Genomic DNA, 15193 nt, shown 5'->3' on the forward strand with positions numbered 1-15193 from the left:
TGGTGCCGCCTCCTCGCGGGCCTACAGGAAGGGGTGACGGAAGGAGGGGCGCTGCTCGGTACAGACCGGACAGCGCGGCAGGCGCAGCACGTGCTCCTGGGTGATCTCCAGCCGCTCGAAGTCGACCCTGATCGCGCGCCCCACCAGGAAGCTGGCGCCGTCGACGAGGAACGGGGTGATGCCGATGGCCGCCCAGGACGCTCCCAGGGCCGCGTACGGTGCCAGCAACGGCGGGATGTCGTCGGCCGTGTGCTTCGCCAACTCCTCGCTGTACAGCTGGTATTCGCTGCGCAGCGCGCGGGAGGACTCGTGCTGGATCTCGTGCTCGTTGTAGCAGGGGGATTCGCCGGGCACGACCAGCGGACCGATGATCAGCTCGCTGCCGTCCGCGTACACGGGCAGCCAGGGGCGGCCTTCGGCCACCGCGGCCCTGTTGACCCGGTGGAGCAGGGAGGGGCGGAAGCCGTCGAGGGCGAGGACCAGGAGGTCGGAGCCGTCCAGCAGGTCCGCCAGCCGCTCGTCGTCCACGTCCCCGGCAGGCAGTGCGGGGATCTCACCTACGCCGAGTTCCGTCAGCTGGGAGGTCAGCTGGGTGCCGATCGTGCCCAGGCCCATCACCGCCACGGACGTCTCGGCCAGGGGCCGCACCGGCCGTCCGCCGATGATGCTGCGATACACGGCGAAGGTGCTGGAGTCCTCCGGCACCAGTACCCCGTCGTCCTTCAACTGGTCGATCAGCGCGCCGAGTTCGTCCTGGTCCGCGCGGTCGGTGAAGGTGTCGAGGACCTCCTCGGGCCGCTGGGGGACCGCGAACCGCTGGAGCAGCGGCCCCAGGACCCGGTGCCTGCCGTCGTCGCGGAGCACGCGCGAGTAGCGCGACCGTGCGCCGTGCCGCAGCAGGACCTCGTCGTCGGTGCACTGGACCATGGTCAGGTACGGGTTCCTCACGAGCCGGCCCTGTGCCTGCTGCGGCGCGCCCTGCGCCGGCGAGGTGGAGGCGGCCGGTACGCCGCCGTCGAGTGTTTCTGTCACGGGTTCTCCTCAGTGGACTGCGCGGATGGGACAGCTGCCGGGGCCGGCGCGCGCCGGCCCCGGCAGCCGGCCGTCAGGACACGGCGAGCGTGCAGTGGCAGTGGCAGCACCAGCCGCCGGGCGCGACCGTCGCGTCCGCCGAGAAGTACTTCTCCTCGACCTTGTCGATGATTCGGAACATGGGACACCTCCCCTCCGGGTGTGGCGGCGCAGGAGTAACGCGGACCGTCGGTGGTCTCCCTGCGCCGCTGGGCACCTCGAACCTAAGGAGCGGTGAGGGCGCCGGACAACGATTCCGGGGGGTCCTGAACCGGCTATGACCTCTGGCGGACGTGGGCCGCGGAGGGGGCCGGGCGGGAGGTGCCGGGGCAGTACGCAAGCGGCTACGAGGGCCTGGGCGCACGGACAGGCGGCGGGGTCGCACGACATGAGTGCGCCCGGGGTGGCACGGGCTTACCCGCGCCCTCCCGGGCGGTGTACTGGGTCAGCGCCCCGTAGGACCTGCCCCTGTCCGGCACCCGCCGCGCGGCGCCGGAAGGCCGGCGCGGCGCGGCGGGCGGCCGGGTCAGATCAGCGTGTTGTAGATGTTCCAGCCGGTGCCGATCTGGGTGCGGTTGCCGGTGAGGCCGCGCTTGCCGCTGTAGGTGTACGAACCTTCGTACGCCCAGAGGTTGCCGCTGGCGTCCCGGGCCACCAGCTCCCTGCCCTCGGGGCTCCAGCCCAAGTCGTCGCCGAAGGCGAGGGCACCGTAGGTGCCGAAACCGACGCCGAACTTCTGCGGGGCCTTGAGCGGGGCGGCGACCTCGCCGGCCGGGTTCGCCGCGTAGAGCCACAGCACACCGGCCGCGTCCTTCGCCACGATGCCGTTGGGGAAGGAGGTCAGGCTGGTGAACTTGTTCCAGCCGCCCCCGACCCTCACGCGGGTCTTGAAGGGCCTGGCCGGGTCGCCGGTGCCGCGGTAGAACCACAAGACGCCGTCGCGGTCCCGGGCCAGCAGGTCGTTGACGCGGTCGGTACGGGAGTCGCCCATGCCGACGATGGCGGTGTACTGGCCCCAGCCGCCGCCAACGAGCGTGCGGGGCTTGAAGGGGGTCCCGGGCTGGCCGGTGCCCTGGTAGAACCAGAGCTGTCCGGCGTTGTCACGGGCGACCAGGTCGTGGCCCACTCCGGTGGAAGCGCTGCCCACGGCGGTGCTGCCGAGGCGGGTGATCGTGTTGTAGATCTGCCAGCCGCCGCCGACCTTGGTGCGCCCGCTGTAGGCGGTGGTGCCGTACTTGCCGTCGGACTCGTACTGCCACAGAGTGCCGGCGGCGTCGCGGGCGTAGATGGTCGGGCGGGAGGTCGCGCGCCCCTCGACGAAGTCGATCTGTGCGGGTGCCGAGCCAGGGCGGTCCCGGCGGCGTCCGTCAGGTTGATGGTGCCCCCGAGGCCGTCGGGCAGCACGGCCTTGGTGCTGACCAGGAGTTCCCAGGTGAGTGTCGTGCCCGTGGCCGCCGCGGTGGCGGTGGCCGTGGGCAGGCTGAGGTAGATGATGCCTTCGGTGTACTCGTCGTGGCCGGTGTCGAACGGGCACGACGTGTGCGGGCCGCCGTTCAGGGAGCAAGTGGCGTCGAGCGCGGAGGCCACCTGCCGGGGCTCCCAGCCGGCTCCCGGAGTCCGGGTGAATACCAGCTGGGCCTTGACGTCGCTGGTGAAGCCCGCGGGCAGCGTGGCGGTGAAACGGACCTTCGACGCCGGGACATCGCCGGTGGCGACGTCGGCGGGGCCGCCTTCCTGAACGACGGTCACCGGTGCGGGGTTCTCGGCGCCGGCCTTCGAAACCGGGGTGGCGGCGGTGTACGCGGTGGCTGTGGTCAGCGGAGCGGTAACGCTCGCGAGGACGGCGATGCCGGCGACGAACGCGAGTCGGGTACGGCGGGTGCGGTGGTGCGCGGTGTTCAAGGATCCCCCGGAAGCCTGTAGACGTATACGTGTTCGCATGTACGACACCTTGTGTACTGCGAGGCTTGTACGCCGTGACCGGATTTCACGATGGCCTGATTGAAGCGCGGCTCGTCGCACCGGGGTTGACCGCGGCCGGAGGCGGCCGGGGCGGCCGGCTCCGGCCGCCCCGAACCGCGCTACCGCGTGCCGCCGGCGCCCGCGGGGGCCGCTTCGGTGTCGAAGGTGTAGAACTTCCGGTGGTCCAGCATGTCGGCCGGGGTCACGTTGTTCCACGGCCGCATGGTGTCCTTCAGGTCCACCACGTCCGCAGTGCCCGCGCCGGGCAGGTACGTGGACTTCGGGTGCCGGTGCTGCCACTCAGCCCACAGCATGTCGATGAAGGCGTGGTGCATCCAGAACACCGGGTCGTTGGGCGAGGCCGCGCTGGCCATCTGGCCCCCGACCCACACGTGCACCCGGTTGTGGATGTTGGCTCCGCGCCAGCCCTCCAGGTGGTTGCGGAAGCCGTCCGAGGAGCTGTTCCAGGGCGCCGTGTCGTAGACCGGCATGGCGAGCACGGCGTTCACCTCGGCCTTGGTCGGCAGCTCGGCCACGGCCGTGCCCAGCGCGCGACGCAGGTACGGGCGGCGGTCCACCCCTCCCGATATGGCCCACTTGCCTGCCGCGTACGCGAACGGTCCGTCAAGTACCTGGCCGTCCCGGACTCGGCCGGTGCCGCCGAGGAAGTCCGCGGCCCAGAGCGAGGAACTGGCGGTGCGGTCCACTGTCCAGTCCCAGTACGGAAGCGAAACCTTCGCATCCACCTTCTGCAGCTCCGCCTCGAACTCCAGCAGAAACCGGCGGTGCCAGGGGAGGAAGGACGGGGAGCGGTGGCCGACCCGGTCGCCGAAGTCGGAATCGGTCATCAGGAAGGTGTTGTGGGCGGTGACGAAGCGGTCGTAGACGCCGGTGCGCTTGAGTTCGAGCAGAGCGTTCGTGAAGGCGCGCTTCTCGTCCGGGGTGAGCTTGGCCTGATTCTTGCGGACGGTCATGACTTGCCTCCCGTGGGGCCGAACGGGACGAGTGCGGCGCCCTGGAGGTCGCGCACGGCGGCACGGGCGGCTGAGATGGGGTCGGGAAACGTCTCGTAGTGATTGACGACGCTGAGCCAGCTGCCGTCTGCGTTGCGCATCATGTGCAGCTCGTTGCCGTCTATTTTGATGACGGGCATGCCGGGGGAGTGGTGCCCGCCCGCGCCGAGAGAGATCTGGATGCGGCGGCCCTGGTAGACCTCGTCGATACCGCCGACGGGTATGGAAGGCGCCGGTGGGGACGTATTGGCCGCCTGTGCTTCCGGGGCGGGCGAGGATGTGGCGGAGGCCTCGATGACGGCGACGGTCAGTCCCACGGCGGTGAGTGTGCCGGCAGCGATGCCCAAAGCCTGTCGGCGGCTGATCTTGTTCATGGCCTGAAGTGGTATCAGAAGGGCCTGAACATTTGATCAGTGCCCCGTACATCCAACGGTCCAGGGGCTTCGCCCGGATGCACCTGGACGTGGGTGACGGCCCGTCAACTCGCGGACCGGCGTCACGGTGCTGGACGGCCCGTGCCGGCCGTGTTCCAGTCGGGGAGTCGGCGGCGGAGCTCGTCGTCCGGGAAGAGGCCGCGCACGCGTTGCCGCAGCGCCTCGAAGACGACGTCGACGTTCGCCTTCCAGAGGCGGACGCGGCCGTCCTCGCAGCCGGTGAGCAGGGCGTCGCCGTCGGGCCGCCAGGCCACCGCGAAGAGAGCGCCGGGGTGCTGGAACGTGACGAGGAGGTCGGCGTCACCGGCGGTGTCCCACAGCCGGACACCGCCGTCCCGGCTGGCGGTGACCACCTGCTGCCGTACGGGATTGAAGGCCGCCGCGTGCGGCTCGCCGGCGGGCAGGACGGAGCGTTGCCGGCCTGTGACGGGATCCCAGATGCGGGCGGTTCCGTCGCCGCTGGTGGTGAGGACCAGGCGACCGCTCCTGCTCCAGTCCACGGCGTGGAGTGCGGCGGAGTGGCCGTGGAGCGGGATCATCGCCTCGTCGTCGGCGGACGCGTCGGGCCGCCAGACGTAGCCGTCCTCCAGCCAGGCGGCGACGACGAGCTGATTTCCCTCCGGGCTCCACGCCACACCGCCGACCCGCTCCGCGTTCTCAAGACGGCCGACTTCCTCCCAGGTGTCCGTGTCCCACAGTTTCAGCGTGCCGTCCTCGCTGCCGCTGGCCAGGACCGCCTCGTCGGGGCTCCAGGCGAGCCTGGTGATGCGGTCGTCGTGTGCGTGGCGGCGCGTGTAGGTCTTGCTCCAGGTGGCGGAGTCCCTGATGTTGAGGACGCCGTCGAAGCCGCCGCAGGCGATACGGGCGCCGCTCGGGCTCCACGCCACGGCGCCAGTCTGGTCCCCCGTGAGCTGCATGGCTTCGGTGGCCGACGTGGTGTCCCAGATCCGGACGACTCCGTCCTGGCCGGCGGTCGCGGCGAGTCGGCCGTCCGGATGCCATGACGCGTCCGACACCCAGCCGTTGTGCTGTCCGACCACGGTGGGAGTGAAACCGGGTTCCGTGGACGTCACCCGCGCGGTGGCGTCCTCGCTGCCGGACACCAGGGTCCTGCCGTCAGGGCTCCACGCCACGCTGGACACCCAACCGGTGTGTCCGGGCAGCGTGTTGAGGAGGATTCCGGTCTCCACGTCGAACACCCGCAGGCGGCCGTCCTCGCTTCCCGTCGCGGCGAGGCGGTCCGATGGCGACCATGCCAGGCAGTAGACGGGGCTGGTGTGCACCTGGATGCGGCGCAGCGAGGTGATCCGACCACGCGTGCGGCGTAGCGAGGTGCGCTCGGTCATGTCCCAGAGCCGCAGGGTGCCGTCCTCGCTCGCGGTCAGGGCCCGCTTCCCGTCGGCGTTCCACGACACGGCGGGGACGGGGCCGTCGTGTCCGGTGAGGGTGGCGAGGCGCTTGCCGGACGGCACGCTCCACAGGGCAGCGGTGTGGTCGTAACTGCCGGTCAGGACCGTCCGTTCATCGGGATGCCACTCGACCGAGCGCACCCACTCCGTATGGCCCTTGAGCACACAGACGGTCTCGGCCGTGGCGACGCGCCAGATGCGGCCGGTATTGTCCTGGCTGCCGGTGGCGATGTACTGCTCGCTCGGGCTCCAGGTGACCGAGGAGACCCAGCCCCCGTGGCCGGTCAGCGTGGCGGCCTCGGTGAGCGAGGCGAGGTCCCAGATCCTGGCGGTCCCGTCCCAGCTGCCGCTGACCAACCGCTCTCCGGAGCGGTCGAATGCCAGGCTGGTGACGCAGTCCAGGTGTCCTTCGAGTACGGACACCAGACGTCCGGTGCCGGCGTCCCAAAGCCGTACCGTCCGGTCGTAGCTGCCCGTCGCGATCAAACCGCCGGAGCGCTGCCAGGCCACGGACGAGATCCGGTCGGTGTGGCCGCGCAGGATCAGCCGGATCCCCGCCTCGTCGACGACTCGGAACATCGCACGCTGCACCAGCGGCAGTTCACGGGCGTCGGACGCGGCGGCGCAGGCCAGCAGGAGCGCCTCCTCGGGACGGCTCTCCAACTCGAAGATCGCCTGCCCGGAGCGCGCGAGCGTCCGGTCGGACTGGGCCCGTGCGTGGGCGCTCTCCTCGACCGCGCGGCTGGCCGCCAGGAAGTCCGCCTCCAGGCGGCTCATGTCCGCACCGTTGCGGTCAGCCCAGTCCCGGGCGCCGGCCAGCCGCACGCCCCGGTAGAGGTAGCTGTCGTCCTTGCCGTGGCTGTGCCAGCGCTGTGTGTCCTCACTCAGCTGGCGGTGCGTACGCAGATCGGACTCGCTCTGGCGCAGCCACGATCCGAGCAGCCCCCAGCCGTCGATCAGCGCCTCGTGCGTCAACTCGGCGGTGTCCCGGTCAATGGACACCAGCCTCACGTCCCGGTGCGAGAGCTTGAGCAGCAACTGATCCATCTCGTGGAGGTCCGCGCTGACGATGTCGAGTTCGTGGCGGGGCACACGCCGGCGGGTGTGTCCGGAACCCTCGCCGAGCGTGACGAGGCGCAGGAAGACCTGGCGGGCCAGTCTGCGCTGCGGTTCGGTCAGTTCGGCGAACATCTGGTCCGCGAGCTGGTTCAGGGCGCCGCCGATCCCGTCGATCGCGTCGTAGTCCGCATGGGTCAGCCAGACGCCGCGGCGGCGCCGCCACAGCTCCGCGAGGGCGGTCTGCATCAGCGGCAGAGCGCCGACCCTGCCGCGCATGTCGTTCAGGATCCGGTCCACCAGCCCCCGTTCGAAGAGGGCGCCCACGGACTGGGCCGGCATCAGGGTCGCCTCACGCAGGGACTCGGCGTCCAGCGGCCCCAGTAACAGCTGGTGGGATTCCAGCAGGGAGCGCAGCTCGCCGAAGTCCAGACAGGGCTGGATGAAGTCCGCCCGCAGTGTGATCACCACGTGGATGAGGCCGGTGCCCGCCCGGGCCGTCCGGCAGAGGCTCTCGATGAACTCCGGCCCGCCCTCGGTCACGGCGCCGGGATTGGCGGAGTAGGTAAACAGCTCCTCGAACTGGTCGACCACGAGCAGGAGTTTCCTCGCGCCTGGACGGCCGCGGAGGAACGTGCCGACGGTCTTGACCAGCTCCTCCGGTGACTCCTTGAGGCCCTTTTCGAGCTGCTGTGCCCGTGTCAGTACGTCGCTCCCGGGGAAGGCGGTCGCCAGCTCGTCGGCCAGCGCCCGGATCGGCCGGCTCCCCGGAACCATGGTGAGCGTCAGCCATTCCTCCCCCAGGGCGGGGACCAGCCCCGCCATCACCAGCGAGGACTTGCCCGAACCCGAGGCGCCGACCACCGCGGTGAAGGCCGACCGGCCCACCCGTTCCACCAGTTGGCGGGTCTCTCGTGAGCGGCCGAAGAAGAGCCCGGACTCCGTGGCGTCGAAGGCACGCAGGCTGGGGTAGGGAGCCGGCTCGTCCGGGAGCCGGGCGGCATGCCGCTCGGGCGCGTGCCCTCGTACCCCCGCCACCAGCGCATCCATGGCAACCGGGTCGCCCGTGCCCCGACGCAGGTCCACGGCCAGGCGGCGGGCCAGGAACGGGGGCAGGTCGTCCAGATCGGCGCCCGGCAGCAGGACCGGGATGACGCGCGTGTCGCTCTGCTGCCGGATGGCCCGGTCCACCGCGATACGCATCTCCTCCGCGTGCCAGGGGCCGAGTCCCGCGCCGCCCATGATCACGGCCACCGCCTCGCTGGCCATCAGCGCCGTCTCGATGGACTCCTGGAGCGGGGTGCCGGGCACGAGATGCCGCACGTCGTGGAAGGGCCGAATGCCTCTCGCCTCGAGCTGGTCGGCGATCTCCTGTACGGAATGCAGGTCCTGGGAGTTGTACGAGAGGAACACGTCGTAGGCGGTCGCCGCCGCGGCGGGTGCCCGGACTGCGCCACCGGCGGCGCGCCGCGAACCGCCGCCCGGGAGTTCCGGAAGGCCCTCCACCCGCGCGGGCAGGCCGACGAGGGCCCGCAGGGGCTCCAGTTCCGCTGAATCGAGTCGGGCGTACCACCGGTCGACCCGTATCGCGGTGAGGGTGCCGGCACCGTCTCCGCGCTGGTGCTCGGCCACCACACCGACCAGGAAGCCGTGGACGAACACCGGAGCGCCGGCCATGCCCTCCCACGGCGAGTGCTGCCGGTCGCCGTCGTCCTGTGGCGGGTCCACCCGGATCTCCAGGGTGCCTTCGCCACGGTCCGGTAGCACGGCGATACGTCCCAGGCGGTGGCAGGAATCGCGGTACCGGCGCACGCCCGCGCCCTGATCCGGCCGGGCTTCGTCCCGACGCAGTTTGAACCGGGGAAAACCGAGCGTGCTGCAGGCCACCTCCACGTCGAGGTCTCCCAGACGGGCGAACGATGTGGCGGGGACCTGTTCCTCTGGCTCATCGGCCGGCGGTGAGATCGTCAGTAGCGCGGCGTCCACCTCGACTCCGGCCCACTCGACCCGTGCGGCGGTCACCCATTCCGCGTCCTGGCGCGCGGGGAACCGTACGGTGATCGATGCGGCGTCCTGGACGACATGCCCGGCGGTCAGCACCACGGTGGACGTGATCCGGTATCCCGAGCCCCGCGAGCGTGAGCCGTCTGAACGCGTCACGATGACCTGCGCGGCGCGGCCCGAGTCGATTCCGGCAGAGACCTGCGGCGTCACGGACGGGGCACGCCCGTCTCGAACCCTTCGAACCTCTCGAACCGCAGCTCTGTCGCCGCAGCCACCGCCAGGGCCTCGTCCAATTCGTCCCGCAAATCGCGGATCAGCTCAGCGAGTTCAATCACGGAGGTTCCTTCAAGGCCGGAGGGCTGCCAGGGGATCGGATCGTCCGAATGCAGGATAGGCGCTACGCACCGACGCGACGATGCCTTATGCGGAACACGCCTTGAGGGGGGACTTCCGAGAACGCATGTCCGTTTCGAAGCGGGTGTTCGGCGTCCGGCCTCAGGACGTGATCGGGTGAGGTTCGAGGAACCGGGCAGTGGCTTCGGCGACCGGCCGGGGCTGCTCGATGGGGAGGAGGTGCCCCGCGCCGTGGACGACGTACTCCTCTACGTCGGGCACGGTCGAGCGGAGGAACTCGGCGACTTCGACCCACAGCGGCCGGGTATCGCTTCCGAGTACGGACAGCACCGGCTGGCGGCAGGGAGAGCTCCAGCAGGGCGACCGTGACGATGCGGTCGGCGTGGTCCTGGGCGAGCTGGGCGGCGACGGCCGCGCCGCTGGAGTGCCCAGCCACATGAACGCGGTCGATGCCGAGCCGGTCGAGCAGCGCGATGGCATCGGCGGCGTGGTCGGCGATGCTGACCGGCCCCGGGGTGTGGGTGCTGCCGCCCCAGCCCCGCTTGTGGTAGCTGGCCGGCGTTGTGGTCGACGCAGTGGATGGTCGACCGAGCCGAGGTCCGCGAGCCCTATTCGGAGCTCTCCTACATGTCCGCAGGGGTCCCCGGGTCAGACACACTGGGTGTCGTGATCGATGTGCAGCGTGCGGGCGACCACCTGCTCACGCGACCGGTGTTCATACCCTCCGAAGCGATGGACGACCTTCCGCACTTCCTTCCCAGACAGACGTGGTCAGTTTGCTGAGGACCCGTCTTTCGGTTGTGGGGGCGCTCCGTAGCGTGCGAGGTAGTGCCACACCCTCTTGACCGCTTGCGGGTCATGGCGGCTGCCGCGGGCGGCGTCTCCGACGATGCGCGGATCGAGTCTGCCCCCGAGGGCTATCCGTGCGCCCAGGTCGACGTACTCCTGGCCACGGTAGGCGGTATGCAGCCGCAGCTCCTCGACGGTGAGCCGGAATCCGGGGTGCCATGCCACGGGGCACGGCAGACGGCGGGCGGCTTCCTCGATGGCCGTGCCCTGATAGCACGGGTCCAGGACCAGCGCCTCGACATCACGGTCCAGCCGGACCGGTCCGTGCACCTGCGCCTCTATGTAGTCGTCGAGGGCGTCTTGGCGGTCGGCCAGGGCCAGCTCGATGAGCCCCAGGCGGTCCGCGGTGCCGAAGTCCGAGGGCTCCAGAAAGCTGTCCGGGTAGCAGAACGTGGTCCGCGCCAGCGTCTGGGGGGTGAGCCGGAAGTGGGCGGAACCGAAGCGCGGCGCGGCCCCCACTGGTTTGCCGCGGAAGTTCAACGCGCCGTATACGGGCCGCTCCTGAGCAGCCGCGTCATCATAGGCGCCGTTGAAGATCCGGCTCTCCCAACGCCATCGGTCACCGCCGGCGTAGGCGGTCAGGCCGCCGTTGCTCGTTCCGGTGACGAATTGCGAGAGGTAGACACCGCCCTCTGCCAGGGCCTCGAGGATCGGCCTGCCGTGTGTCAGACGGTCCGGGTGGAAGTTGAGTGTCACCCGCAGCGTCGGTTCCACCGGCGGACCGGACGACAGCGCGGCCACATGCCCAAGGGCCCGTTGCTGGCGTGTCTGGATGGCGTCAGAGCTCATTTGCGTAGTGTCTCGTGACCTGATCAAGGAGTGCACACGGGTTTCCGCGTGGAGGGCCGCGCTGACAACCGAACTCCGGGAGCAGCGAGCCTGGAATTGCCTGCGGCGGGACATCTTCACCCATTCCTGATGGCATGCTCCGGTCAAATCTGCCACGCTTCCGGCAGTCGTCGCCCTTACCGCAGGGGGACGCGGCAGAAATCTCACCCCAGCGATCGCGCAAGCGATGCGCGCAGTCCGCGGCTGCCCCCGGCGCACCCAAGCCGGCCGGGCAGCCACCGAGCTGGCCGGAATCCCGGCCCCCTCAAAGGAGTTTCGTGTGAGACCCACCCCCCACAAGGCCCTCGCCGCGAGCCTGTTAGCCGTCGCCGCTTTGGCTGCCGCCTGGCTCCCCGTCACCCCGGCGGCAGCCGCGCCTCCCACGGCCTCGCCGGCCGCCTGCACCCCGGCCCAGGTCGTCGCCAACGGCGGTTTCGAGAGCGGCACTTCGCCCTGGAGCCAGTCGTCGGCCAGCGTGATCACCAGCCGTGCCGGTCAGACCGCCCACGGCGGCACCACCTTCGCCTGGCTGAACGGCGTCGGCAGTACGCACACCGACACGCTCTCCCAGAGCGTCACGATCCCGTCGGGATGCAGCACCGCCACCCTCACCTTCTGGCTGCACATCGACACCGCCGAGACGACTTCGTCCACCAAGTACGACAAGCTGACGGCGAAGATCGGCAGCACGACGCTGGCCACGTACTCGAACCTCGACAAGAACACCGGCTACGTGCAGAAGTCGTTCGACGTGTCGGCGTTCGCGGGCCAGACCGTGAGCCTCGCCTTCACCGGTACCGAGGACTCCAGCCTCCAGACGAGCTTCGTCGTCGACGACATCGCCCTCAACACCTCCGGGGACACCGTCCCGCCCGCGGACTCCACGCGCACCCCGGCCGCACCCTCGTACACCGTCAGCCTCAGCAGCAATACGAGCGGCACCGTCTGGACCGGCCACGAGAGCGCGACCTTCACCAACGCCTCCTCCACCGCGCTCAGCGAGGTGTACCTGAGGCTGTGGGACAACTACCACGGCACCTGCTCCGCCATGCCGATCACGGTCAGCAACGTCACCGGTGGCATCGCGGGCGGCCTGTCGGTCGGCTGCACGGCCCTCAAGATCGACCTGCCGACGCCTCTGACCCAGGGGCAGACCGCCACGATCGGCTTCGACCTGGGCATCACCGTGCCCAGCGGCGCCGACCGGTTCGGCCACGACGGGGCGTTCAGCTTCATCGGCAACGCCCTGCCCGTCCTCGCGGTCAAGGACGGGGCGGGCTGGCACCTTGACCCGTACACCAACAACGGTGAGTCGTTCTACTCACTCTCCTCCGACTTCAGCGTGGCCCTCGACCACCCGAGCACCCTGCTGGTACCGGCCACCGGCGCCTCGGTCGACACCCCCGGCTCCAGCGGACGTACGATCACGAAGGCCACCGCCTCCAAGGTCCGCGACTTCGCCTGGGCGGCCGGTCCCTTCAGCAAGATCTCAGGCACATCGACCGCCGGCACGCCGGTCAACGTCTACTCCGTCTCAGGCATCAGCTCGACCGACGCGCAGTCGATGCTCACCACCGCCAAGTCCGCCGTGGACGCCCACGCCGCCAGGTTCGGCGCCTACCCGTACGGTGAACTGGACGCGGTGATCGACAACAACTTCTGGTTCGGCGGCATGGAATACCCCGGGTTCGTCCTCGACCTGGTCAGCACCACGGCCCTCACCCACGAGATCGGTCACCAGTGGTGGTACGGCATCATCGGCGACGACCAGTACAACAGCCCCTGGCTCGATGAGGCGTTCACCGACTACTCCACCGACCTGGCACTGAACAAGACCGGCACCAACTGCTGGAACAGCGTCTCGTGGGCCTCGACGTCGGAGAAGATCACCAACTCGATGGCCTATTGGGACACCCACTCGTCCCGGTACTCCACCGTCATCTACGGCTACGGCAAGTGCGCGCTGCACGACCTGCGGCGCGTCCTCGGCGACAGCGTCATGGCCAAGCTGCTTAAGGATTACGCCACTTCGCACTGGTACGGCGTCTCGACCACGGCCGAGTTCAAGGCGGCCGCCCAGGCCGCCACGACCACGGACCTGACCTCGTTCTGGACCCAGCACCGCATCGACGGCTGACACGGCATCGGTTCGCCGCGGTGGGCGCGTCCTGGCGTCACCCGCGGCGAACCGATGACAGCGACCTCCCACGCGCCCGTGGCCGGATGTGACAGAAAGCCGTCATTGCGGTCATCGGTGAGGGAGGTGACGATGGACGCATGTCCTCTCCCCGCCGTGTCGTCATCGCGGTCTTCCCCGATGTCGACCTCCTCGACGTCACCGGCCCCGCCGAGGTCTTCGCGCTGGCCAACCGGGAGACCGCCGGCCGGGCGGGCTACCAGGTACAGCTGGCGGGCCCGGCCCGTGGGGCGGTCACCACGTCGGCCGGTGTCCGTCTGATCGCGGACCTGTCCTTCGCCGAGGTCGGCGGGGTGCTGGACACACTGCTCGTTCCCGGCGCGGTCGACCTGAGCCCCGGCGGCCCGGTCGCCCGGATCGACCGGGAGGTCGTGGAGTGGGTCAGGGCGACCGCGCCGCAGGCCCGCCGGGTGGCGTCGGTGTGCGTAGGCGCGCACCTGCTGGCCGCCGCCGGGCTGCTGGACGGCAAGACCGCGACCACGCACTGGTCGACCGCCGCACAGCTGGCCGCCGACCATCCCGCGGTGACGGTGGACCCGGATCCGATCTTCCTGCGGTCCGGGAAGGTGTGGACCGGGGCCGGGATCAGCGCCTGTATGGACCTCGCGCTGGCGCTGGTGGCCGAGGACCTGGGCGAGGAGGTCGCGCTGGCGGTGGCCCGACAGCTGGTGATGTACCTCAAGCGCCAAGGCGGACAGAGCCAGTTCTCGGTTCCACTGAGCCAGCCCCCCGCATCCCGCAGGGACATCGACGAACTGCGGATGTTCATCGCCGACCACCTCGACGGTGACCTGTCCTCGGCCGCCCTGGCGGCACGGATGCACCTGAGCGAGCGCCACTTCGCCCGCGTGTTCCGCCAGGAGACCGGTACCAGCCCCGCCTCCTACGTCGAGGCGGCCCGGGTGGAGGTGGCCCGCCGCCTGCTGGAGGGCACCGACCAGCCCCTGGACGAGGTCGCCGCCGCCTGCGGGCTCGGCTCGGTCGAGACCCTGCACCGGGCACTGCGCAAGCAGATCGGCACCACGCCGGCGGCCTACCGCCGCCGTTTCCGCACCACCGACTGACCCCGGCTGGGTCCGAGTGACTCGGACTGACTCGGACTGACCCGTCGGCCAACTCGCGGCCAACCCCTGATTCCGACCGGCCACGCCCGTGTCCGGCGCGGCTTCGCCGTGCCTTCATCTCCCTGTTGAAAGGAACCCCTGATGACCGCTTCCACGACCCTGCGTGACGTGATCGGCCTCGACAACCAGCCGCCCCGGCTCGCTGACACGACACTCATCATGATTGACTTTCAGAACACCTACCGCACCGGCGTGATGGCCCTCGAAGGCGCCGAGCAGGCCCTGGCGGCCGGTGCCCGTCTGCTCGCCGCCGCCCGCGCCGCCGGCACCCCGGTGATCCACATCGTCAACGACGGCGGCGAGAACACCCCCTACGACATCCGTGCCGAGATCGGCGCGATCAGCACGGAGGTCGCCCCCCTCGACGGGGAACCCGTCGTGGTCAAGCGGTTCCCCAACGCCTTCCATGACACCGAGCTGGAGAAGACCCTGCGCGAGCTCGGGGCCGGGACGGAGCTGGTGCTGGCCGGCTTCATGACCCACATGTGCGTCACCTTCACCGCCGAGGGCGCCTTCAACCTGGGCTACCGCCCCACCGTCGTCGCCGAAGCCACCGCCACTCGCCCGCTGCCCGCCCCCGACGGCACCGTTCTTCCCGCAGCCACCCTTCAGGCAGCCGCCCTGACCACCATCAGCGACCTCTTCGGCACCATCGCCCCCACCGTCAACGACCTCACCGCCGGCCACTGACCCCTTGGAGGACCAGCCCGGCTCCGGGCTGGTCCTCCACCATCGGACAATCCGCTTGTGAAGAGTACGTGAAACGGCTCGAGATTCACTGGATAAATCCCCCGGTAGCGCATTCCAGACATGATGTCGACCAATTTTTTGATCCCCGTATACCTGCGATGTCCCGTATGTGTGGCTTGTAGAATCGGGCGCTGTCGATCAT

The 15193-nt window shown here is 70.1% G+C and carries 11 protein-coding genes; 3 read left to right on the top strand and 8 right to left on the bottom strand.

From position 1 onward, the window contains the following. Positions 1 to 21: 21 nt before the first annotated feature. The 8 genes from J7I97_RS39870 to J7I97_RS10215 form a co-directional block, all read right to left on the bottom strand. Entirely contained in the window at positions 22 to 1032 is a 1011-nt protein-coding gene (locus tag J7I97_RS39870) for a TOMM precursor leader peptide-binding protein (RefSeq protein WP_214933008.1), read from the bottom strand. A gap of 565 nt (positions 1033 to 1597) precedes the next feature. Beyond that, on the bottom strand, positions 1598 to 2605 hold the full coding sequence (locus J7I97_RS10190; RefSeq protein ID WP_214933010.1) for a hypothetical protein: 1008 nt from the start codon (positions 2603 to 2605) through the stop codon (positions 1598 to 1600). A gap of 547 nt (positions 2606 to 3152) precedes the next feature. Continuing rightward, positions 3153 to 4007, bottom strand: a complete 855-nt coding sequence (locus J7I97_RS10195; protein ID WP_214933012.1) for a tyrosinase family protein — start codon at positions 4005 to 4007, stop codon at positions 3153 to 3155. Beyond that, entirely contained in the window at positions 4004 to 4420 is a 417-nt protein-coding gene (locus J7I97_RS10200; RefSeq protein WP_214933014.1) for a tyrosinase cofactor, read from the bottom strand. Before J7I97_RS10200 ends, J7I97_RS10195 begins: the two co-directional genes overlap by 4 nt. 122 nt (positions 4421 to 4542) lie before the next feature. Continuing rightward, positions 4543 to 9105, bottom strand: coding sequence for a TIR domain-containing protein (locus J7I97_RS39875; protein ID WP_214933016.1), 4563 nt, complete (start codon positions 9103 to 9105; stop codon positions 4543 to 4545). Positions 9106 to 9155: 50 nt separating this feature from the next. Next, positions 9156 to 9284 (bottom strand): trypco2 family protein, encoded by a 129-nt coding sequence (locus J7I97_RS39530; protein ID WP_285441190.1) that lies wholly within the window; start codon positions 9282 to 9284, stop codon positions 9156 to 9158. A 62-nt stretch (positions 9285 to 9346) separates the two neighbouring features. Continuing rightward, positions 9347 to 9961: an alpha/beta fold hydrolase gene (locus J7I97_RS10210; protein ID WP_214933018.1), complete on the bottom strand. Its 615-nt coding sequence runs from the start codon at positions 9959 to 9961 to the stop codon at positions 9347 to 9349. 113 nt (positions 9962 to 10074) lie between these two features. Further along, a complete protein-coding gene (locus J7I97_RS10215) occupies positions 10075 to 10941 on the bottom strand; it encodes a DUF3626 domain-containing protein (protein ID WP_214933019.1) in 867 nt (288 codons plus the stop codon). A gap of 319 nt (positions 10942 to 11260) precedes the next feature. On the opposite strand from J7I97_RS10215, the gene J7I97_RS10220 reads away from it, so the two are divergent. The 3 genes from J7I97_RS10220 to J7I97_RS10230 all read left to right on the top strand — a co-directional run bounded on the left by J7I97_RS10220 (position 11261) and on the right by J7I97_RS10230 (position 14991). Next, positions 11261 to 13117 (top strand): M1 family metallopeptidase, encoded by a 1857-nt coding sequence (locus J7I97_RS10220; RefSeq protein ID WP_214933021.1) that lies wholly within the window; start codon positions 11261 to 11263, stop codon positions 13115 to 13117. Positions 13118 to 13257: 140 nt separating this feature from the next. Then, on the top strand, positions 13258 to 14241 hold the full coding sequence (locus J7I97_RS10225; protein ID WP_214933023.1) for a GlxA family transcriptional regulator: 984 nt from the start codon (positions 13258 to 13260) through the stop codon (positions 14239 to 14241). A gap of 141 nt (positions 14242 to 14382) precedes the next feature. Then, complete coding sequence (locus tag J7I97_RS10230; RefSeq protein WP_214933025.1) at positions 14383 to 14991, top strand: isochorismatase family protein; 609 nt, start codon at positions 14383 to 14385, stop codon at positions 14989 to 14991. The last annotated feature ends 202 nt before the right edge of the window (positions 14992 to 15193 follow it).

The sequence above is a fragment of the Streptomyces sp. ISL-87 genome (genome assembly GCF_018614095.1).
Lineage (GTDB): Bacteria > Actinomycetota > Actinomycetes > Streptomycetales > Streptomycetaceae > Streptomyces.